The organism is Palaeococcus pacificus DY20341, from assembly GCF_000725425.1.
Lineage (GTDB): Archaea > Methanobacteriota_B > Thermococci > Thermococcales > Thermococcaceae > Palaeococcus > Palaeococcus pacificus.
In genome coordinates this window covers 111,683-130,680 of sequence record NZ_CP006019.1, presented here as the reverse complement: position 1 = coordinate 130,680, position 18,998 = coordinate 111,683, and the positions used below count along the sequence as shown (strand labels likewise).

Annotated in this window: 22 protein-coding genes; 7 read left to right on the top strand and 15 right to left on the bottom strand. The window is 44.5% G+C overall.

Features of this window, described 5'->3' with window-relative positions:
• Position 1: 1 nt before the first annotated feature.
• On the top strand, positions 2 to 766 hold the full coding sequence (locus PAP_RS00705; RefSeq protein WP_048164081.1) for a DUF2101 family protein: 765 nt from the start codon (positions 2 to 4) through the stop codon (positions 764 to 766).
• On the opposite strand, the gene PAP_RS00700 is transcribed toward PAP_RS00705, so the two are convergent.
• The 6 genes from PAP_RS00700 to pdxS form a co-directional block, all read right to left on the bottom strand.
• The gene (locus PAP_RS00700) at positions 691 to 981 is read right to left on the bottom strand and encodes a hypothetical protein (protein WP_048164079.1); all 291 of its coding nucleotides are present in this window, start codon (positions 979 to 981) and stop codon (positions 691 to 693) included. The two genes, PAP_RS00705 and PAP_RS00700, sit on opposite strands and share 76 nt — an antisense overlap.
• Positions 982 to 1,081: 100 nt before the next feature.
• Positions 1,082 to 1,651: a GMP synthase subunit A gene (locus PAP_RS00695; RefSeq protein ID WP_048164077.1), complete on the bottom strand. Its 570-nt coding sequence runs from the start codon at positions 1,649 to 1,651 to the stop codon at positions 1,082 to 1,084.
• 10 nt (positions 1,652 to 1,661) lie between these two features.
• On the bottom strand, positions 1,662 to 2,585 hold the full coding sequence (gene guaA / locus PAP_RS00690; RefSeq protein ID WP_048164075.1) for a glutamine-hydrolyzing GMP synthase: 924 nt from the start codon (positions 2,583 to 2,585) through the stop codon (positions 1,662 to 1,664).
• Between the two features lie 61 nt (positions 2,586 to 2,646).
• The gene (locus PAP_RS00685) at positions 2,647 to 3,648 is read right to left on the bottom strand and encodes a formate--phosphoribosylaminoimidazolecarboxamide ligase (RefSeq protein WP_048164073.1); all 1,002 of its coding nucleotides are present in this window, start codon (positions 3,646 to 3,648) and stop codon (positions 2,647 to 2,649) included.
• Between the two features lie 67 nt (positions 3,649 to 3,715).
• The gene (gene pdxT / locus PAP_RS00680; protein ID WP_048164072.1) at positions 3,716 to 4,303 is read right to left on the bottom strand and encodes a pyridoxal 5'-phosphate synthase glutaminase subunit PdxT; all 588 of its coding nucleotides are present in this window, start codon (positions 4,301 to 4,303) and stop codon (positions 3,716 to 3,718) included.
• On the bottom strand, positions 4,300 to 5,304 hold the full coding sequence (gene pdxS / locus PAP_RS00675; protein ID WP_048164070.1) for a pyridoxal 5'-phosphate synthase lyase subunit PdxS: 1,005 nt from the start codon (positions 5,302 to 5,304) through the stop codon (positions 4,300 to 4,302). Before pdxS ends, pdxT begins: the two co-directional genes overlap by 4 nt.
• Before the next feature lie 125 nt (positions 5,305 to 5,429).
• Between pdxS and thiC the strand changes: the two genes are divergently transcribed.
• Genes thiC through PAP_RS00655 form a run of 4 tightly spaced genes read left to right on the top strand, consistent with a single transcriptional unit; the run spans position 5,430 to position 8,900 of the window.
• Positions 5,430 to 6,707: a phosphomethylpyrimidine synthase ThiC gene (gene thiC / locus PAP_RS00670; protein WP_048164068.1), complete on the top strand. Its 1,278-nt coding sequence runs from the start codon at positions 5,430 to 5,432 to the stop codon at positions 6,705 to 6,707.
• Positions 6,708 to 6,712: 5 nt separating this feature from the next.
• On the top strand, positions 6,713 to 7,369 hold the full coding sequence (locus PAP_RS00665; protein WP_048164067.1) for a phosphoribosylaminoimidazolesuccinocarboxamide synthase: 657 nt from the start codon (positions 6,713 to 6,715) through the stop codon (positions 7,367 to 7,369).
• Complete coding sequence (locus PAP_RS00660) at positions 7,366 to 8,295, top strand: formate--phosphoribosylaminoimidazolecarboxamide ligase (protein ID WP_048164065.1); 930 nt, start codon at positions 7,366 to 7,368, stop codon at positions 8,293 to 8,295. The genes PAP_RS00665 and PAP_RS00660 overlap by 4 nt, the downstream gene beginning before the upstream one ends.
• Positions 8,292 to 8,900 (top strand): IMP cyclohydrolase, encoded by a 609-nt coding sequence (locus PAP_RS00655; protein WP_048164063.1) that lies wholly within the window; start codon positions 8,292 to 8,294, stop codon positions 8,898 to 8,900. The genes PAP_RS00660 and PAP_RS00655 overlap by 4 nt, the downstream gene beginning before the upstream one ends.
• On the opposite strand, the gene ribH is transcribed toward PAP_RS00655, so the two are convergent.
• The 4 genes from ribH to ribD are packed head-to-tail and all read right to left on the bottom strand — an operon-like array spanning position 8,897 to position 12,099.
• On the bottom strand, positions 8,897 to 9,358 hold the full coding sequence (gene ribH / locus PAP_RS00650; protein ID WP_048164061.1) for a 6,7-dimethyl-8-ribityllumazine synthase: 462 nt from the start codon (positions 9,356 to 9,358) through the stop codon (positions 8,897 to 8,899). The two genes, PAP_RS00655 and ribH, sit on opposite strands and share 4 nt — an antisense overlap.
• On the bottom strand, positions 9,355 to 10,524 hold the full coding sequence (locus PAP_RS00645; RefSeq protein WP_048164059.1) for a bifunctional 3,4-dihydroxy-2-butanone-4-phosphate synthase/GTP cyclohydrolase II: 1,170 nt from the start codon (positions 10,522 to 10,524) through the stop codon (positions 9,355 to 9,357). Before PAP_RS00645 ends, ribH begins: the two co-directional genes overlap by 4 nt.
• Positions 10,505 to 11,074, bottom strand: a complete 570-nt coding sequence (locus tag PAP_RS00640) for a riboflavin synthase (RefSeq protein ID WP_048164058.1) — start codon at positions 11,072 to 11,074, stop codon at positions 10,505 to 10,507. Before PAP_RS00640 ends, PAP_RS00645 begins: the two co-directional genes overlap by 20 nt.
• Positions 11,059 to 12,099, bottom strand: a complete 1,041-nt coding sequence (gene ribD / locus PAP_RS00635) for a bifunctional diaminohydroxyphosphoribosylaminopyrimidine deaminase/5-amino-6-(5-phosphoribosylamino)uracil reductase RibD (protein ID WP_048164056.1) — start codon at positions 12,097 to 12,099, stop codon at positions 11,059 to 11,061. Before ribD ends, PAP_RS00640 begins: the two co-directional genes overlap by 16 nt.
• Before the next feature lie 101 nt (positions 12,100 to 12,200).
• Here ribD and PAP_RS00630 point away from each other — a divergent pair, with 101 nt between their 5' ends.
• A complete protein-coding gene (locus PAP_RS00630) occupies positions 12,201 to 13,352 on the top strand; it encodes an MFS transporter (protein WP_048164054.1) in 1,152 nt (383 codons plus the stop codon).
• Here the strand turns inward: PAP_RS00630 and nadC are convergent.
• The 4 genes from nadC to purF form a co-directional block, all read right to left on the bottom strand.
• Positions 13,349 to 14,176 carry a carboxylating nicotinate-nucleotide diphosphorylase gene (nadC, locus tag PAP_RS00625; protein ID WP_048164052.1) on the bottom strand — a complete coding sequence of 276 codons (828 nt, stop codon included), beginning with the start codon at positions 14,174 to 14,176 and terminating at the stop codon, positions 13,349 to 13,351. The two genes, PAP_RS00630 and nadC, sit on opposite strands and share 4 nt — an antisense overlap.
• Positions 14,177 to 14,237: 61 nt before the next feature.
• A complete protein-coding gene (nadA, locus tag PAP_RS00620) occupies positions 14,238 to 15,140 on the bottom strand; it encodes a quinolinate synthase NadA (protein ID WP_048164051.1) in 903 nt (300 codons plus the stop codon).
• Positions 15,141 to 15,219: 79 nt separating this feature from the next.
• Positions 15,220 to 16,614: an L-aspartate oxidase gene (locus PAP_RS00615; RefSeq protein ID WP_048164050.1), complete on the bottom strand. Its 1,395-nt coding sequence runs from the start codon at positions 16,612 to 16,614 to the stop codon at positions 15,220 to 15,222.
• 46 nt (positions 16,615 to 16,660) lie between these two features.
• Positions 16,661 to 17,992, bottom strand: a complete 1,332-nt coding sequence (purF, locus tag PAP_RS00610) for an amidophosphoribosyltransferase (protein ID WP_048164049.1) — start codon at positions 17,990 to 17,992, stop codon at positions 16,661 to 16,663.
• Positions 17,993 to 18,162: 170 nt separating this feature from the next.
• On the opposite strand from purF, the gene purC reads away from it, so the two are divergent.
• On the top strand, positions 18,163 to 18,849 hold the full coding sequence (purC, locus tag PAP_RS00605; protein ID WP_048164048.1) for a phosphoribosylaminoimidazolesuccinocarboxamide synthase: 687 nt from the start codon (positions 18,163 to 18,165) through the stop codon (positions 18,847 to 18,849).
• Here purC and PAP_RS10315 read toward each other — a convergent pair.
• Positions 18,846 to 18,998 carry a hypothetical protein gene (locus tag PAP_RS10315; protein WP_169738666.1) on the bottom strand — a complete coding sequence of 51 codons (153 nt, stop codon included), beginning with the start codon at positions 18,996 to 18,998 and terminating at the stop codon, positions 18,846 to 18,848. The two genes, purC and PAP_RS10315, sit on opposite strands and share 4 nt — an antisense overlap.

Sequence of the window (18,998 nt, the reverse complement as noted above, 5' to 3'; positions counted from 1 at the left end):
CATGAACGTTGAGGAAGCTTTATACAAAGTGGGCGAGTTAGTAGAATCAGCTGGAAGAGCATTAAAGAAATCGCTCAATCCTCAGCCTCAAGAAAATCCCCCAACTTTCAAATTTTTGAAGAAACTCGTCAGGAGAAAAGTCACCATACACGAGATGCTAAGCCTAAAGCTTCAGCTTTCTTTTATAGCCTACCTCATCCTAGCTCTGCTGATAGTGGTATTCACCCAAAGTGAGGTCTATTTATTGAGTATAACTGTGATTTTTGCTCTGTATTTAAGAGCTCTCCTAATAAGAAATCAAAGCTTTTTCATTGAGTATGAACCCTACAGGACATTCTACTACGGCCTAACATCCATAGCATTTGTTTCCTTTTTAGGTTACCTAATATTGAGGAAGATAGCGGTGAACATCTACTACCTCTACGCATACCTAATCGCAATCTTTGCTTTAGTTCTAGCATTCAGGCACCTCTTTAGGGCCAAGTACAAGAGAGATTGGACTTACGGAGTTGTCGAAGAAGTAAGGGGAGAGCTCGTTAAAGTGAGCGTCCATGACGATATAAGGGCAAATATTAAGCCAGGGGAGTACTGGATTGACAAAAGTGAGGAAGTAGAGGTAGGAAGCGTTGTTAAGGTATTGGTCGAGGAGAGGACTCTAAAAGGAGCTGTGCCGAAAAAGATAATGGAGGTCTACAAAACAAAACCCTCATCATCGAACAGTTCCACAGAGCCAAAAGAAGAGAGCGAGAGCAATATCAGCTTGTAGAGAGAAGTGTAAGGCTCTTTTTTATATGTTTTTGAAAAACTCCACTCCCCACTTTTAATTATTAGCGGCTCGATACAAGTGCACTTGGGGATTATTACAATAGCACTGCCTTTCTTTTCAATTTGAAGCCCAAGTCCAGTACACACTTCTTCCAGCACTCTTAAGGCTTTCTTCTCGTCAACGAACACTACTCTGTAGTATATAGTGTAACCCATAAGCGCACCCCTTTATACTCTAAAGATTAGTAATATACAAAACGTTAAAAAGTTTTCCATTTTACACTTCGAGATTGTAAAAATGAGAAGTAGAAAAAGATTACTCAAGCTCGCCGCAGAGCCTTGCAAAGTTTTTATAGATCTCGCTTCCCCTTTCGGTGTGTGCAACTTCCGGATGGAATTGCACCCCATAAATTGGCAATTCCTTATGTTTCATAGCTTCAATGGGGCAGAAATCACTCCTAGCTAAAAGCTCAAAGTCCTCGGGGAGCGCTTTAACCTCATCCATGTGACTCTCCCAGACTTTGAGACGCTTTGGAAGGCCCTTAAATATGTCATCTTCGTCTAAGATTTCCACCTCAACGAGGCTGTACTCCGCCTTCTCACCACGCCCAACCTTGCCCCCAAAGTGCTTAGCTATGAGCTGGTGACCGAGGCAGATGCCCAAAATAGGCACGTTGAACTCATCATAGCGCTCTAAAATTGCGCCGCAGTTTCCAGTTCTCTCAATATCTGGCCCACCTGAGAAGATTATGCCCTTTGGCTCCATGGCTTTAATTTCCTCTAAGGGGATAGTGTTTGGAACTATCTTTGCCTCAACTCCCAAATACCTCAAAGTGCGCCAAATCCTGTGCACATATTGCCCGTGGTTGTCCATTATGATTATCATTTTTGATCCCTCACTCAAACTCAATCGTCGCTGGAGGCTTGTTTGTTATGTCGTAGAGCACTCTCCCCACTTGAGGAACCTCGCTCGTTATCCTAAAGGCTATCCTTTGGAGAACATCAAAAGGCACATTCATAGCGTTGGCTGTCATTCCATCGAGGCTCTCCACTACACGGACGGCTATTGTTTCTTTGTAAGCCCTTATGTCTCCCTGCACGCCAACGGTCTTAACTCCCAAGAGGACGGCAAAGGCCTGCCACGGCTTTAGCTTAGCCTTCTCAATTTCTTCCTCCACTATTGCGTTGGCCTCTCTAACGATTGCAACCTTCTCGGGCGTGACTTCACCCAACACGCGGACGGCTAAGCCCGGCCCAGGGAATGGCATTCTATTGTATATCCTCTCTGGAAGACCAAGCTCTTTAGCGACTTCCCTAACCTCATCTTTGTATAAATCCCTCAGCGGCTCGATTAGCTCTAAGTTGAGCCTCTCAGGCAAACCACCGACATTGTGGTGGCTCTTTATCTTTCCTTGGCTTTCAATCCAATCCGGAGCTATGGTGCCTTGAATTAAGAAGTCAGCATTTATTTCATTGGCAACCTCTTCAAAGACGTCTATGAAAACTTTCCCGATTATCTTGCGTTTCTCCTCTGGATCTGTCACTCCCTTCAACGCTTCAAAGAAGCGCTCCTGAGCGTCGATGTAGATGAGGTTTAAGCCAAACTCGTCCCTAAATGTCTTTATGACGAACTCTGGCTCTCCCTTCCTCAAGAAGCCAGTATTAACGAAGACGGCATAGAGCTTATCACCGATAGCTTTGTGCGCTAAAATTGCACATGTTGAGCTGTCAACTCCTCCTGAGAGTGCTATAATAGCTTTTCCATCCCCAACCTTTTCCCTAACTTCATTTACCTTTTCATCTATGAAGCTCTCCCACATGCCAATCACCTTTACTTTCTTCTGCATAAAATTTAACCATTTATAAGGCTATTTATCATGTTTATGTCAAAATATCATCTAACCTATCTTCTTCTATAGCCTGCTTTATTTCCCTCGCAATTCTCCGCCCCGTGCTCATGGGGAAATCATAGCGGAGCCAAGTGTATGGCGAACCGTTAACGAATGGATTCGTCCCCGCGACTATTCTAGCGGAAATCTCAAAGACGATAAACTCCATTTCGTCTGTGAGTATGGTTTCCAAGCAAAATGGACCCCAAAGGCCGCCCATAATCTCTTCAGCTGCTTTAACAGTCCTCTCTCCCATCTCTATAACTTCCATAAGAAGGCTCTCTCTCAGGACTATGGGAATGTTGCCAACTACAACGTACGAGTTTTCAAAGTCAAGCTCGAGCTGGTCTTTAGCTGAGATTCTCCCGATGCCATCTACATTGGTCTCATATCGCCTATCAATACTCATCAGCTCAAGCTCGCCATTAAGCTTTGAATAGAAGTAGTGCGGATAGACCGGAACTCCAAGAATATACTCCTGAATCTGCACACCTTTAAGGTCATCCTTACTATTAATGCCCACCTTTTGAGCCTTCCTCCAAAAGTCTCTCGAATCTTTGGCCAAGAAGTAGCCCTTACCACCTTTAGCACCGTGAAACTTCACGATGACGGGCTTATCTATGTCGTCTGGGTCTTCATAAACTTGTGGAACCTTAAGATTGGCCTTTTGGAGCCATTTTCTCTCTAAACTCCTATCGCTCTCCCACCTAAGGACAGCTTTGTTACCGTAGTACGGGACTTTCATGGATTCAACCCTTTCAACACCCAAATGGGCTACAAATGAGCCATGTGGGACTATTATGACTTTCTTTTCTAAAAGCTCTCTCTCAGGATATTCACCAACTAAAAACTCATCGGCAACTGGAAAGTATTTTGTGTAGAGCGGCTTAACTCTCTCCTTTCCAAAGATCACAGTCTGAAAGCCTTCATCCTTAGCTCCTTTGAGAATCTGAAGGGCAGAGTGAGAAGCATAAGTGCCTATTTTCCACTCCATTTCATCACCAAGAAAATGTTAAAAATTAGAATTTAAAAGTTTTGTTTTTACAAAAAAATGTAAAAAATCAGAGGGCTTTTCTCAGGAAGTATTCGTGCAGCCTCGTGTCGTCTGTAAGCTCAGGGTGAAAAGTTAAGCCAATTAAGCCGTCCTGCTCGACTCCAACGACCTCATTCCTGCAATAAGCCAAAGGTTTTGCCTTTCCAAAGACTTCAACGATGCGCGGGGCCCTTATGAAAACGCCCAAAAATGGCTCTTCATCGAAGGTTAGTCTTAGTGGAGCCTCGAAGGAGTCCACCTGACGACCGTAGGCGTTCCTGTTAACCTTAATGTCCAAAAGCTCAAGGAATCTCTGTTCCTCAATGGCCCCATCAACTTCCTTGGCAAGCATTATCAACCCTGCACATGTCCCTATTATTGGAAGCCCACTTTCGCCAAGCTCCCTGACTTTATCAAGGAGGCCGTTCTTCACCATGAGCCTTGAAATTGTTGTGCTCTCTCCACCAGGAATTATTATTGCGTCAATGCTCTCAAGCTGCTCTGGCTTTTTAAGCCAAAAGACCTTCCCGCTAACGCCGAGCTTTTCCATCGCTTTCTTAGCGGCTTCAATGTGCTCACTTACAGCTCCTTGAACCCCAATAACGCCGACCTTCATACTCCCCTCTCCTCTAAGCGAACCTCGAGCTTCTCGAGCTCAAGTCCATGCATTGGCTCACCTAAGTCCTTGCTTATTTCCGCCACTACATCGGGCTCATCGTAGTGGTTTACAGCCTCAACTATTGCCTTCGCCATCATTGCTGGGTTTGAGCTCTTGAATATCCCACTACCAACGAATACTCCGTCCATTCCCATTTGCATCATTAAAGCAGCATCAGCAGGTGTTGCAACACCTCCAGCGGCGAAATTGACCACCGGAAGTCTTCCTAAGTCCTTAATCTCGAGGAGAATCTTATACAGGCCATTTACTATATCCTGGTAAGTGTATTCTTCGTAAATTGGCTCGTTCTCCAATATTCTTGGATCGAGACCGCTTATTTCCCTAATCTCCTTGGCGAGCCTCAAGTATGGCTCAGCAAACTTCTTAGCTATTCCATAAATCTGCTCATCCCCTAAGCGCTTGAGGAGCTTTATATTGTCATCAACGAGGCGAACATGCCTAACCGCTTCAATAATGTTCCCAGTTCCCGCTTCACCCTTGGTTCTAATCATTGCGGAGCCTTCCCAAATTCTCCTAACTGCCTCTCCAAGGTTTCTTGCGCCGCAAACAAATGGCACTTTGAATTTGCGCTTATCTACATGGAAGTACGGATCGGCTGGTGTTAGAACCTCGCTCTCGTCTATCATATCAACGCCCAAAGCCTCCAAAGCAAGAGCTTCGGCATAGTGACCTATCCTAATCTTTGCCATCACGGGAATAGTAACGGCATCCATAATCTCTTCAATCTTTTTGGGATCGGCCATTCTTGCAACACCGCCCGCTTTTCTTATATCGGCGGGCACCTTTTCCAAAGCCATGACTGCAACAGCTCCAGCTTCTTCGGCTATTTGAGCCTGCTCAGCGTTTGTAACGTCCATTATAACGCCGCCCTTAACCATCTTGGCAAATCCTCTCTTCAGTCTTTCAGTTCCCTTTTGTTCGATAACCTTCAGCTTCATTTCCAACACCTCAAGGATAACTTTCAATTTATCTCAAGCTAAAACTTGAATATAAATATTTCCCAAAACCCTTTTAACCACTATGTTAAAACATAGTTTTGTAAATTAATAACTTGGTGATAAAAATGACCCAAATGGAAGACGCCAAAAAAGGAATAATAACGGAAGAGATGAAGTTCATCGCTGAAAGAGAAGGGATAAAAGCAGAAGAGCTTAGAAAAAACGTTGCTAAAGGTTATACTGTCATTTTTAGAAACCTCGTTCATGATTGGGTAAAGCCAGTCGCCGTAGGTAGAGGAGTGAGGGTAAAGATTAATGCAAACATCGGAACCTCAAGGGACATAGTGAACGTTGAAGAAGAGATTGAGAAGGCCAAGATAGCCATGAAGTACGGGGCCGACACGATAATGGACTTGTCAACGGGCGGTGATTTGGACAAGATAAGGAAGAAAATCATGAGGGCTGTTGATGTGCCCATTGGAACGGTGCCCATATATCAAGCTGCTGAGGAAATGCTCGTCAACGGGAAGGCCATCATCGAGATGAGCGAAGATGACATGTGGAACGCTGTTGAGAAACACTTTAAGGATGGTATTGATTATGCAACTATTCACGTCGGCGTTACTAAAGAGGTTGTCGAAAAGATGAAGCGCACTACGAGACTCGTGGGAATGGTCTCGAGGGGAGGCACATTCTTGGCGGCTTGGATACTCCATTGGGAAAAAGAGAACCCGTTCTACAAAGACTACGACTACCTTTTGGAGCTTGCCAAGGAATATGACGTGGTTTTGAGCTTAGGCGATGGTCTTAGACCCGGCGGTCTGCCAGACGCTGGAGACGAGCTCCAAATGAGTGAGCTCTATACATTAGGGCGCTTGGTAAGAAGGGCGAGAGAATTTGGAGTTCAAACGATGGTTGAAGGGCCCGGGCATGTGCCAATAGACCAAATCCCAATGCAGATAAAAATAGCAAAGGTCGCGACGGACAACGCTCCCTTCTACGTACTTGGTCCCTTAGTTACGGACATTTTCCCAGGCTACGACCACATAGCTGGGGCTATTGGGGGAGCAATAGCCGCTTTGAATGGAGCGGACTTCCTTTGTTATGTTACACCAGCCGAGCACTTAGGTTTGCCGACTAAGGAGCACGTTCGCCTCGGCGTGATAGCTACAAAGCTGGCAGCCCATGCCGTAAACCTAACGCGCTTCGAGGAAGACTACAAAAAAGACTACAGAATGAGCCTAGCAAGAGGAGGCCTCAACTGGAGGAAGCAGTTTGAGCTCGCAATGGACAAAGAGCGCTTTGATGAGATAAGAGAAGATAGGCCAACCTCAACCGAGGCCTGCTCAATGTGTGGAGATCTGTGTGCGATACGCCTCATAAACGACATGCTCAAACGGTGAGAGATATGAGGCTGATTTATAGAGGAAAGACCAAGGATGTCTATGAAGACGGCGAACACTTGATTTTTCACTTCAAGGACAGCATTTTAGGGTTCAAAGGTAAAGAGGACACGGGAGGCAACGAAGTAATAGGTGCGAGGAAAGGCAAGGGAAATACTGTTCTTCAGCAGACAGCGTTCTTCTTTTCTCTTCTTGAGGAGCATGGAATAAAAACGCACTTCGTTGAGCGGATTGATGAGAGAAATGCCAAATTCCTCAAAGCAGAGAAAATTCCTCTCGAGGTTATCTACCGCTTCAAAGCCTACGGGAGTTTTTTGAGGCGCTATGGGGAACATAGGGCGCTCCAAGAGCTCAATATTGTGGAGTTCACGCTTAAAGATGATGCCCTTGGGGACCCCCTAATCTGCGATGAAGCTGTGGAAAAGCTTGGCATAGCCTCAAAGGGAGAAATCGAAGAAATGAAGAGGATAACAAGAAAAGTTGCCCAAATTTTGAAGGAATTCTTTGAGAGTAGGGGGCTTGAAATAATCGACTTTAAACTTGAGTTTGGGAGAAAGAACGGAGAACTTTTGGTAATTGATGAGATAAGCGGCGACACGATGAGAGTTATGAAAGACGGGCAAGTTTTGAAGCAGGAAGAGATTTTGGAGGTGATTGAATGATAATCTCAACCATAGCCTCCCATTCCTCACTCCAAATCATTTTAGGGGCTAATAGAGAAGGATTCAAAACTCGCCTTTATGCCTCTCCAAAGCGGAAAAACTTTTACGCTTCGCTTCCGGTTGTCGATGAGCTCATAGTAGCGGACGACCTGAAGGAGATCCTAAGCGATGAGGGAATCATCATCCCGCACGGCTCCTTCGTTGCATACTTAGGCCTTGATGCAATAGAAAACAGCGAAGCAAGGTTCTTTGGCAATAAGCGCTTCCTCAAGTGGGAAACAAAGTTCGAGCTTGTGGATAAAGCGCTCGAAAAGGCGGGAATTCCACAAGTGGAGAGCGTTGATTTGAGCGAGGTTAGGGATGATGAGCTATACTTCGTTAGAATGGAAGGCCCAAAAGGGGGAAGCGGTCACTTCATAGCCTACGGAAGAGAGCTCGAGGATAAACTCAAAAGTGTTAGCGAGCCTTATAGAATTGAGCGTTTCATTGATGGTGCCTACATCTACGTCCACTTCTTCTACTCACCGATTTTAAACCGCTTGGAGCTCCTCGGAGTCGATGAACGCTTAGTAATAGCAGACTCAAACAAGAGAAGGCCGTTCAAAGCCCTACCCTATACCATAGTTGGAAACAAGGCCGTTGCTCTTAGGGAATCCCTCCTCCCAAGGCTTTACGACTACGGTTTGGCCTTTGTTGAGGCAATGAGAAAGCTCGAGCCGCCTTTCATAGGGCCTTTCGCGCTCCACTTCGCCTACGATGGCGACTTCCACTGCATAGGCTTTGCCTCGAGAATTGACGGTGGGAGCAACGCGAAGCACTGGTATTCCGCCCTATACTGGGGCGAGGAGATGCTTATGGGTGAGAGGATTGCGCGTGAGATTAAACTTGCCCTTCAGGAGGACCGCTTAGAGGAGGTGGTAACATGAAAGGAGTTTACGTCGGGAGAATGGTTGGGGTAGGCCTGAACGACGGAAAGCCCTTCGCCTTCTACCGCTTAAGCTCTCGCTCATTCCCAAACAGGAAGGCCGTAATAAAGGGAGATGAAGTGTATATAGTCAACCTAACTGAAACGGACAACCCCTACGTGAGCTATCCTGTGGTTAAGCTCCTCCGTGAGTACGCGGTTGTGAGCAATGGGTCTCATACACCATTTATAGCCCAAGCCCTCGGGGAGGAGAGTCCTAAAAAAGCGCTGATTCACGTTTTAGACGCTATGGGGTACGAGCGCGATGATTATAACACGCCAAGAATTGCTGCGGTAGTTCAAAAGGAGGGCAATAAAGCTTGGCTCGGCTTCGTGGGGAAGGATGAGCTTTGGGTAAAAGAGGTGAAGCTTGAGGAAGGGAAAGCATTCTTCACCGCGACGTACAATGTTGATGGTGTTGAAACGCTAAGCTTAGACTTTAAAGATGAAAATGACCTAGCAGAGAGAGCTTTGAATCTTAGCTTTGCACATCCAGTGCTGGCTATTGGAGTTGTTGATTTTGGGGATAAATTTAAAATAGGAATAAGAGGAGTGAAGAACCTCTAAGGCACCTTCTTTAGTTTTTTCTTTAAATTCGCCATCTCTAAAGTCGCTAAAGCATATTCAAAGCCTTTATTTGACTTTATTCCAGCTCTGTCCAGCCCTTGAATTTCGTCATCAACGGTTATAACACCAAATATTACCGGAGTTTCGTATGTTAAGTTTATATGGGCTACTCCTTTAGCAACCTCATTGGCAACGAGTTCAAAGTGGTATGTTTCGCCCTTAACAACGGCTCCTAACGCTAAAATTGCGTCGTAGTTTTCCTTCTTCGCCAATTCTTTTGCGATAAATGGAATTTCAAAAGCTCCTGGAACTTTGAAGATGTCTATGTTCTCAACGCCATGTCGTTTAAAACAGTCTAATGCACCATCTAAAAGCTCCTTAGTGAGTAAATCGTTAAATCTACTTACAACTATTCCTATTTTTAGACCTTCGCCCTTATAATCCCCTTCGTAAATCATTCTTCTCCCTCCAAAAGCGGTTTTAAATTGTGTCCAAGCTTGAGCATCTTAGCCTCTAAATAAGGCCTGTTAACCTTGTTAACTTCTCCAAAAATCGGAATAACCTCAACAACCTCTATCCCAAACTCTTCCAAAGCTTTAACCTTCCCTGGATTGTTCGTCAAGAGCTTAACTTTTGAGACTCCTAAAGCTTTGAGCAGTTGATAGGCAACACTGAAATCCCTCTCATCTTCATTAAAGCCAAGCATTTTATTCGCTTCAACGGTGTCAAAGCCTTTATCTTGGAGTTCATAGGCTTTGATCTTGTTTTTTAATCCGATTCCTCTCCCTTCTTGCCTTAAATAAAGTAAAATTCCTCCCTCCTGGGCAATCATTTTTAATGCATTGGCTAATTGACTTCCACAGTCGCACTTTAGAGAAGCCAAGGTATCTCCTGTTAAGCACTCCGAGTGTATTCTAACCAAAGGCACATCATAGGGCTCTTTTATTATGGCTATATGCTCTTTAAAGTCAAGCTGGTTCTCAAAGGCGACTATCTTAAAGGCCCCGTATTTACTGGGTAGATTTGCTTCAGCAAAAACTCTAACGAAGTTCTTTCTCTTCACAACTTCTTTAAGCACTTCTTTAATTGTGATCACTGGTAACTCATGCTTTTCTGCAAAGTTCTGTATAAATTCAAAGTTGTGGGAGTTTCCTTCTTCATCTAAGAGCTCAATTATTAGGGCATATCTCTTAAACCCGAGCATTTCCATAAGCTCAAGGGAAGCTTCCGTGTGACCTTTCCTTCTATTTATGCCAACTCCCCCTAAAAGATGCAGATGACCTGGATAGCGAAAGTGCTCAATGCTTAGTCCTTCGGCAATCTTTTTAGCAGTTAAAGCCCTCTCTTCCGCGCTAATTCCTGTAAACGTTTCTTTATAATCAACGCTTATTAAAAAGTTCGTCTCATTGTCTTTTGAGGGAAGCTTAAAGAAGCCTCTCCTTAAAGCTTCTTCTTCATCCATAGCCAGACAGAGCATCCCTTTAGCTTGGAGCATGAAGTTTAATGTTTGGGGAGTTATTGTTTCAGCGGGATAAACCAAATCCGCTTCAACTTCCCTATCTTCGTCAATTAGAACTATTGGTTTACCCTCAAGAATGCTTTTCCTAAGCTTTTCCAAGTCCATATCTATCACCCAAAATACCCTTCAAATATCTCGCAACAACGTCTATCTCGTAGTTTACTTCCTCCCCAACCTTTAGGAACTTCAAGTTGGTGTTTTCCCAGGTGTAGGGGATTACCTGAACCCAGAATTGGCTCTTCTCAACTTTGGCAATCGTTAGGCTTATCCCATTCAGGGCTATGCTTCCCTTTTCCACTATGCCAAACCTTTCCTTGGGCATTTCAAAGGCCAGCCAGTAAGTATTTCCTCTCTTTAGAACTCTCCTCAGCTTTAGGGTTCCATCGACATGTCCAGTAACCAAATGTCCGTCAATTCTATCTCCAAACTTTAGGGCGCTTTCAAGGTTAACGAGCTTTGCTTTCGCTAAGTTAGTCCTCTTTAGCGTTTCCTCACCAACGTCAAAGACTATTTGATCCCTAATTTCACTCACCGTTAAGCATGCTCCATTAACGGCAACGCTGTCTCCTAAATTCACATCTAGAACCTTCTCCACGTAGAGCTTTCCCCTTGAGTAGCGTGCCTTTGCAACCTTCTCTATTATCCCTGAGAACATGGCCTTGCCTCCACGTAAAAGCTGTCCCCAAAGCTTTCAAACTTGAGAAACTCGACTTTAAGGGCATCACTAACTTTATCAACGTTTAAGCACTCAAATGGGGAAATTCCCTTCCCAAAGAGCTTGTTCCCATAAAATAAATGTAGCCTATCTGCAAAGGGTAAGAACTGGCATGCTATTCTTCCTCCCTCAATTAAAACGCTGTCTATTCCTTTTTCGCCAAGGATTTTTAGTATTCTCTCGGGATTTGTTTCCCTAATGACTTCTGCATTATCCCACTCTTTTTCGCTCTCAGTGAAGACTATCACTCTTCCGTCCTTAAAAGCCCTAAAATTTCCATTAGCAGTTAATCCATGCCTATCAAGGATTACTTTCACCTTTTCACTGCACCCTTCTATTCTGCAAGTCAGCCTTGGATTGTCTTTGAGAATTGTATTGGCCCCAACCATTATTGCCATATACTTTTTCCTAAGCTCTTGCACTTTTCTCCTTGCTTTTTCGCCGGTTATCCATTTTGAAGAGAAGCTTCTTGTTGCTATGAAACCATCCAAGGTCAAAGCAAGCTTTATGGCGACGAAAGGTGTTTTCGTGGTTATGTATTTTACAAAAACTTCATTGAGTGTTTTTGCCTCCTCCTCTAAGAGACCTACTTCAACCTTAACGCCCGCTTTTCTGAGCTTTTCTATTCCCCTTCCTCTTACGAACAGATTTGGATCCTCCACTGCAATGACAACTTTAGAAATGCCTTCTTCTATTATTCTATCTGCACAGGGTGGCTGCTTGCCCCAGTGAGAGCAGGGCTCCAAAGTGACATACATCGTCGCGCCTTCAACCGAGTAGCCTTTTCTCTTGGCATCCTCTATGGCGTTTACTTCAGCGTGCTTTTCCCCAAAGCGCTCGTGATAGCCTGTGCCAATGACTCTGCCGTCCTTAACTAATACCGCCCCCACCATAGGGTTTGGGTTAGTCTTTCCTTCCCCTTTCTTAGCGAGTTCTAAGGCAAGCCTCATGTACTCTTCGTCCATATGTCATCATAAACAATAGATGTTCCAAATTTAAAAAATTTTGTTCTAAATATGGAACAAATGCTTTTTAATCACACCCTTCAAGAATACTCGATGAGCCCATGCAGAAGCAAACTTTAGGCATAGCTCTACTCATAGCATCGGCATTCACAGGTACAATCGGCTTTAGACTAGCCACTCCAGCTGTAGCGTTTTATACACGCGATGTATTGAATGCTTCAATGATTTCAATCTCATTAATTTCCATAGCTTTTGTGCTCTCTCGAGCCTTTTCCTCCGTAGTTGGCGGCTCGCTCCTCGAGAAAAAGAAAAAGCTGGTCTTTTTAGGGGCTTTAGCGATGTTTGGGAACGCGTTCGTAATGCCCCTCTACGCCCTGACGAATTCCTGGGTGCAGGTCGTTGGAATTAAGCTTTTGAACGGTGTTTTTAACGGCCTCTCTTGGCCCATAGCTCAGTTTGTAATAGTCATCTCTTCACCCAAAGAGCTCAAAGGAAGAGTAACCGCTTTATACTTCCTCTTTGGGAACTTTGCCGCGTTCCTCGGAAACTACACCTACGCCCTCACCATAGGCTTGGGCATAAAAGCTCAAATGCTCCTTGCATCGCTGTCCTTCGTTGTAACCTCCCTGCTGATGCTCACAGCATATTATGCCCTTTATGAGTGGATTGTGCCTAAAAGAACCCAAAAGACCTCTGGCTCATTTGATGCAAAGAAAATCTTAGCTTTGAGCGGACTTTTCTTCTTCACGATAGCCTTCTCCTCCGGCGACATAACATACGTCTACGTTGCCGAGGCTTTGGGCATAGAAAAGGGAAGTGCCGCCACACTCATTGGGTTATCCTCGTTAATTGGTGCTCTCTTAGCATATGCTCCTTCATGGCTCGCCGATATTGGAAAAGAGGAGAGAGTGCTTAGATTTGCAGTGATTTTGGCAGCGCTTTCCCCAATTTTAGCCGCAATTAAAACTCCATATACTGTATTTCCAGCTCTGGTCATGGCCCTATTTGCTATACACACGTTTAGGCCTCTCGTAAGAAAGCTCTTAGCCATGAAGGCCTCAAGGGTCTCTGCATCCATTGGCGGGCTGAACGCTATCTCAAACTTAGGAACTACCCTCGGCCAGCTCCTCTTTGGCTTTGCCTATGGAATCCTTGGAGATGTGAAGATTGGAGAAATCTCAGTTAGACTGTCCCTCCTAATCTTTGCCCCATTCTCAGCGCTTTTGATTTTGCTGGAAAAGAAAAAGGACTAATGAAGAATCTCCAAGCTGACATCGAAGTTCTTCACGCTGTGCGTTAAAGCTCCGAGGCTTATAACATCAATGTCAAGCTTAGCATAATCCCCTATGTTCTCCTCAGTTATACCGCCGCTCACTTCAATCTTAACTCTATCCCTAAGCCCTTCACGCTTTAAAGCCTCAAGGACTTCTTCGATTTGCTCTGGCGTCATGTTATCGAGCATTATCACATCTGCACCAGCATTAGCGGCTTTTAGAGCATCTTCCAAGCTCTCCACCTCGACCTCAACAACCTTATAGACGCTGAAGGCCTTTGCACGCTTAATTGCCTCTTCAAGCGGAACGAGAGCAAGGTGATTGTCCTTTATGAGTATGGCGTCGCTCAAGGAAAAGCGGTGCATTTCTCCGCCGCCGAGCAGGAGGGCTTTCTTATCGAGGGGCTTTAACAGCGTCTTCCTCGTTCCGGCAACCCTTACATTTGGGTTAACAGCTCTAACTTTCTCCATAAGTCTTCTCACTTGAGTAGCTATGCCGCTCATCCTCCCCATGATGTTGAGAGCTGTCCTCTCCACCAGCAAAATTTTTCGTGCGTTGCCCTCGAGCTTTATAACTACTGCTCCCTTCTTCACTTCATCGCCGTCCTTAGCTTTAAGCTCAACTTTAACGCCGAAGTGCTCAAAAAGGGCTTTCGCCTCTTCCAGGCCCGCTATAATCCCATCTTGCTTTGCTATAATCACCGCTTCAGCTTCTAAATCCTCGGGAATAACAGCTTCGCTCGTGACATCGCCGAATGGGGCGTCTTCCTCCAGAAAGCGGAGAAGGTATGTAAGGGAAATCATATCATCACCACCTTGTCCAGTTAAGAAGTAAAGAAAATGGAAAGTTTACCTCTCTACTTAACTACTTGCTCATCTCCAGCATCCTCTCGATGGCCTTTTTGGCTTTTTCAGCAATTTCTTTGGGCACTTCAATTTCGTATTTCTCTTCTTTGAGGGACTCATAAATGTGCTTGAGCGTAATTGATTTCATTCCAATGCAGAAGGCTTCCTCCTTTGCAGGATAGAACTTTTTGTCAGGATAGAGCTTTTGCAAGCGGTAGCACATTTCCTTCTCCGTAAAGACAACCCACTCGTCGTGCTGACAAGCATTTCTAACCATTCCACCGGTTGAGACTATTAAATCGGCCTTCTCTTGGACTTCGGGATTGCACTCGGGGTGAACCATTAGCTTTGCATTTGGATACTCTTTCCTTGCTCTTTCAACGTCCTCAAGGGTGAACTTCTTGTGAACATAGCAGTGCCCGCCTTCTGGGATTGGTATAATCCTCTTGCCGGTTTTCTTTGCTACATAGTACGCTAAATTGTTATCAGGCCCAAAAATTATCGTATCGGCGTCAAGCTTTTCCACAATCTTGGCAGCATTTGCTGATGTAACGGTCACATCGGCGTAGGCTTTGGTTTCGGCGGTTGTGTTTACATAGAGAACGACGGGAGCATCGGGATACTTCTTTTTGGCTTCAAGGATGTGCTCGACCTTTAGCATGTTAGCCATCACGCACGTTGCTCTTCTTGTTGGAAGAAGCACTTTTTTAGTGGGATTTAGGATTTTGGCAGTCTCTGCCATGAAATCAACGCCTGCAAAGAGGATAATGTCAGCATCAACATCAACGGCTTTCCTCGCTAGTTCGAGGCTGTCTCCAAGGAAGTCAGCTATATCTTGAATTTCCGGAAGCTGGTAGTTGTGAGCCAAGATTATCGCGTTTTTCTCATCTTTCAACTTTAAAATCTCCTCAATGATATCCATATGAACACCTCACTTAATTTCATGCTTGAAAAATACTCCCAACTATATGCTTAAAAGTTTACGCCATAAAAGTGGGAAGCTAAAGATGGCAGGTTCCGTCAAATATGCTAAATCTCTCATACTCCTTCCTCATGAATGGATAGTCCCTGCGAAAGTGTGCGCCTCGGCTTTCTTTCCTAGCTAGGGCACACTCCAATATGCCCCTTGCTAAGAGCTTAATTCTACTGTCTGCTTCGATGCTCTCAATCTTTTTCAGGCCTTCTTTAAGTCCCTCTTGAGTCCTCACTATTCCAGCATGACTCCAAAGGATTTCCTTAATACCCCCAATCTCGCCGAGCTCTTGGGTAGTATCCTCTGGCTCTTTTTCTTCTTTAAACTTCGGCATATCTCTAAAAATCGTCCTTGCAACCTCCAGACCGCTCACAATGCACTCTAAAAGGGAGTTGCTCGCCAACCTATTAGCGCCGTGGAAGCCGTTATCCGCGGCCTCTCCTATGGCGTAGAGATGTTTAATGCTAGTTCTGTAGTGTAGATCAACCCTAAGCCCCCCTATTGAGTAGTGGGCTATTGGGGCTATTGGAATCAGATCCTCCTTTGGTGATATGCCCTCTTTAGTTAAAAAAGCATAAATTTGTGGGAATTTAGACTTAAAGTCTTCTATCCTTGTTGCATCTAGATAAACATCTTCCCCTTTCTCCATTTGGGCATAGATGGCTCTCGCAACAACGTCCCTCGGCTCGAGCTCGTTTACAAATCTTTCCCCACTTGAATTAACCAGCTTAGCCCCATGTCCCCTAACAGCCTCACTTATTAGTCCAACTCCCTTCTTTCCAATAAAGCCCGTGGGATGAAACTGAACAAACTCCAAATTGCTTGCCAAAGCTCCTTTCATAATGGCGTCCCCTACTAAGATCCCCAAATTCAAAGGAGAGCCCGAAGAGTACTTAAAGAGAGAGGTGTACCCTCCAACAGCTAAGATTGTGGCATCGAACTTTAAAAGCTCACCATCAATGAAAACACCGTAGCATTTGTTGTTTTTAATCGCCAAAGAGCCTGCAGTTTTCTCTACAAAGTGAACTCCCAGCTCCTTGGCCCTTAAGTAAAGAAGACTTGTCATGTGTTTTCCTGTCTCGTTCTTAATGGTGAAGACTCTCGGGAACGAATGTCCTCCTTCAATTTCATTCGCCTCAAATTCCAAGCCGAGAGATGTTAAGAAGTCGTAAGCTTCACTGCCCTTCGAGATGACACTCCAAACAGATTCCTCATCGTTTAGGTAGCGTCCTGCTTTAATTGTATCTAAAACGTGAGCTTTTATTGAATCCCCTTCAAGAACAGGAAAAGCAACTCCAGCCTGAGCTAAATAGGAGTTTGTGTTCTTTATTCCAGCGTGGATGAGCGTAACTTCAAACCCTCTCCTTGCTAAGGCTATTGAAGCCGTTAGGCCAGCGATTCCTCCGCCGATAATTCCTATCATCTACTCACCAAAGTTTGGTGAGAGAAAAGCCGTATAAAGTTTTTGCTTAAAAGTCGAAGGCATCTTTTGGATAAACCCCATTTAAACAAGCCAAGCATAAATCGTTCAATCCAACAGCCTTGACCAATCCATCTATGCTTAAATACCTCAAAGAATCAGCCCCAATTTCCTTCTCAATGCTTTTAACGCTCTTCCAAGAAGCTATAAGTTCATGCCTGCTCGGAATGTCTATTCCCATATAGCAAGGGTGTCTTATAGGTGGAGAGGCTATCCTAACGTGCACCTCTCTGGCACCCGCTTTTTTGAGCATAGCTACGATGCGCCTCATAGTTGTGCCCCTGACGATTGAATCATCGATTAAGATAACCCTCTTGCCTTTAATCACTCCCTCAACAGGGCTCAGCTTTAGCTGAACGTTTAAATCCCTTAGCTCCTGCTTCGGCATTATAAACGTTCTCCCTATGTAACGGTTTTTTATAAGCCCCTCTTCATAAGGAACGCCGCTCTCTGAAGAGTATCCTATCGCCGCCGCCCTTCCAGAGTCAGGCACCGCTATCACGACATCGGCCTCAACGTTATCCTCCCTCGCCAATTGACGCCCCATCTCAAGCCTGGCCTTGTAAATGCCTCTCCCTTCTATTACACTGTCTGGTCTCGCAAAGTAGATGTACTCAAAAACGCAGTGGGCATGTGGCTTTACACTTAAAACTTTGCTTTCAACATTTTCACCCACCACAAAAACTTCCCCTGGTTTTACATCCCTGATCTCAAGGTCAAACATCCTCAATGAGGAGCTTTCAGATGCAAAGTAATGACCGTCACCAAAGCCATAGCTCAAAGGCCTAAACCCTATTGGATCCCTAGCAACGAGTATTTTACCTTCAAAGAGAAAAGCAACAGAATATGCCCCTTTAACTTCCTCAAAAACCCTACTCATTGCATCAAACTCGTCTTTGCTCTCATAATAATGCCTCAAGAATGCGATCCCTAAAATCTCACTGTCAACAGATGTATTGAACTTAAAGCCTTCCCTTTCATATTTCTTGCGCAAAAGTGTGTAGTTGGTCAAAGTTCCATTGTGAACCAGAGCCAATCTAAGGCCGCAGCACTCAACTTCCAAAGGCTGTGCTTCGTTTAATCCGCCAAAAGTGGAATATCTAACGTGTCCAATTGCCAAGTTGGAGTTAAACTTATTCAGAACACCGTTTTTAAAAACTTCAGATACCAGGCCAAGCCCTTTGTGCGTCTTTAGTCCTTCTTGCCATGTGCTTATTCCTGCGCTTTCTTGACCTCTGTGCTGCAGCGCCAACAAAGAGTAATAAGCTTTTTTGCTGGCACTTCTTGTTTTTGCTGCAAATATGCCACACTTCTCCCTCATGCTATCACCCGTTGATAAGCATCAATATTAACACCAAAATGCTAAAATCCTCAGAGGTTTCGAGTAAAATTTTACATCATTAAGCTTAAAAGCTTTGCCCTTTAATTAACAAAATTTTGTTAAGAAAAGCCTTATAAATTAAAAATTTTAACATTTTTATGGTGAAGGTTATGGAGATCTATGAAGGAAAAGCCAAAAAGGTTATCCCGCTTGACGATGGAAAAGTGATTATGGAGTTTAAAGATGATGCTACTGCATTTAACGGTGGGAAGAAAGCACAGTTTAAGGGAAAAGGCTGGCTCAATGCCCAAATATCCGCAAAGCTCTTCCGCCTCCTTGAGGAAAACGGCATAAAGACCCACTTCATAGGAATAGCCGGAGAAAATAAGCTCATAGTCGAGCACTTAAAGATGTACCCACTCGAAGTCGTGGTTAGAAACGTCGTGGCAGGAAGCTTAAAGAAGAGGTTGCCCTTTAACGAAGGCACTCAGCTAAAAGAGCCAATAGTAGAGCTCTACTACAAAGAAGATGCCCTCAGCGACCCAATGATAAACTACTATCATGCGAGAGCCTTGGGAGTAAGTGAAGCCGAAATTAAGGAGATGGAGAACATTGCTCTAAAGGTGAACGAGATATTAAAAGAGTATTTTGAGAAGAAAGGCATTATTCTCGTTGATTTCAAGCTTGAATTTGGAAAGAATGCCAATGGAGAGATAGTCCTAGCGGACGAGATAAGCCCGGACACATGCCGCTTCTGGGATGCTGAGACCAAAGAGAGCCTTGACAAAGATGTCTTTAGGTTCAACAAAGGAGATTTAATTTCCGCTTACGAAGAACTCTACAACCGCTTAACTTAGCGCTCATATGTTGCACGAACAGTGTAGCAGCCTTTTTTGTCTTCTTCTATTTCTATCCTCTTCAATTCAATCCCGTACTCCCCAATAAGCTCTTCAACAACCTTTGGAAGCTCTTCAAGGAATGCTTTTCTCTTTAGTGTTATCTCCAT

Bases quoted from the DNA above. Each gene is read 5' to 3' on its own strand.
- PAP_RS00665 (WP_048164067.1), top strand. From the start codon at position 6,713: ATGAGGCTGATTTATAGAGGAAAGACCAAGGATGTCTATGAAGACGGC.
- PAP_RS00655 (WP_048164063.1), top strand. From the start codon at position 8,292: ATGAAAGGAGTTTACGTCGGGAGAATGGTTGGGGTAGGCCTGAACGAC.
- PAP_RS00615 (WP_048164050.1), bottom strand. From the start codon at position 16,614: ATGATAGGAATTATCGGCGGAGGAATCGCTGGCCTAACGGCTTCAATA.
- PAP_RS00685 (WP_048164073.1), bottom strand. From the start codon at position 3,648: ATGGAGTGGAAAATAGGCACTTATGCTTCTCACTCTGCCCTTCAGATT.
- PAP_RS00695 (WP_048164077.1), bottom strand. From the start codon at position 1,651: ATGATAATCATAATGGACAACCACGGGCAATATGTGCACAGGATTTGG.
- pdxS (WP_048164070.1), bottom strand. From the start codon at position 5,304: ATGAAGCTGAAGGTTATCGAACAAAAGGGAACTGAAAGACTGAAGAGA.
- PAP_RS10315 (WP_169738666.1), bottom strand. From the start codon at position 18,998: ATGGAGATAACACTAAAGAGAAAAGCATTCCTTGAAGAGCTTCCAAAG.
- PAP_RS00700 (WP_048164079.1), bottom strand. From the start codon at position 981: ATGGGTTACACTATATACTACAGAGTAGTGTTCGTTGACGAGAAGAAA.
- pdxT (WP_048164072.1), bottom strand. From the start codon at position 4,303: ATGAAGGTCGGCGTTATTGGGGTTCAAGGAGCTGTAAGTGAGCACATT.
- PAP_RS00705 (WP_048164081.1), top strand. From the start codon at position 2: ATGAACGTTGAGGAAGCTTTATACAAAGTGGGCGAGTTAGTAGAATCA.
- purF (WP_048164049.1), bottom strand. From the start codon at position 17,992: ATGAGGGAGAAGTGTGGCATATTTGCAGCAAAAACAAGAAGTGCCAGC.
- PAP_RS00630 (WP_048164054.1), top strand. From the start codon at position 12,201: ATGCAGAAGCAAACTTTAGGCATAGCTCTACTCATAGCATCGGCATTC.
- PAP_RS00640 (WP_048164058.1), bottom strand. From the start codon at position 11,074: ATGTTCTCAGGGATAATAGAGAAGGTTGCAAAGGCACGCTACTCAAGG.
- ribD (WP_048164056.1), bottom strand. From the start codon at position 12,099: ATGGACGAAGAGTACATGAGGCTTGCCTTAGAACTCGCTAAGAAAGGG.
- PAP_RS00660 (WP_048164065.1), top strand. From the start codon at position 7,366: ATGATAATCTCAACCATAGCCTCCCATTCCTCACTCCAAATCATTTTA.
- nadC (WP_048164052.1), bottom strand. From the start codon at position 14,176: ATGATTTCCCTTACATACCTTCTCCGCTTTCTGGAGGAAGACGCCCCA.
- guaA (WP_048164075.1), bottom strand. From the start codon at position 2,585: ATGTGGGAGAGCTTCATAGATGAAAAGGTAAATGAAGTTAGGGAAAAG.
- PAP_RS00645 (WP_048164059.1), bottom strand. From the start codon at position 10,524: ATGGACTTGGAAAAGCTTAGGAAAAGCATTCTTGAGGGTAAACCAATA.
- ribH (WP_048164061.1), bottom strand. From the start codon at position 9,358: ATGATTTACGAAGGGGATTATAAGGGCGAAGGTCTAAAAATAGGAATA.
- purC (WP_048164048.1), top strand. From the start codon at position 18,163: ATGGAGATCTATGAAGGAAAAGCCAAAAAGGTTATCCCGCTTGACGAT.
- thiC (WP_048164068.1), top strand. From the start codon at position 5,430: ATGACCCAAATGGAAGACGCCAAAAAAGGAATAATAACGGAAGAGATG.
- nadA (WP_048164051.1), bottom strand. From the start codon at position 15,140: ATGGATATCATTGAGGAGATTTTAAAGTTGAAAGATGAGAAAAACGCG.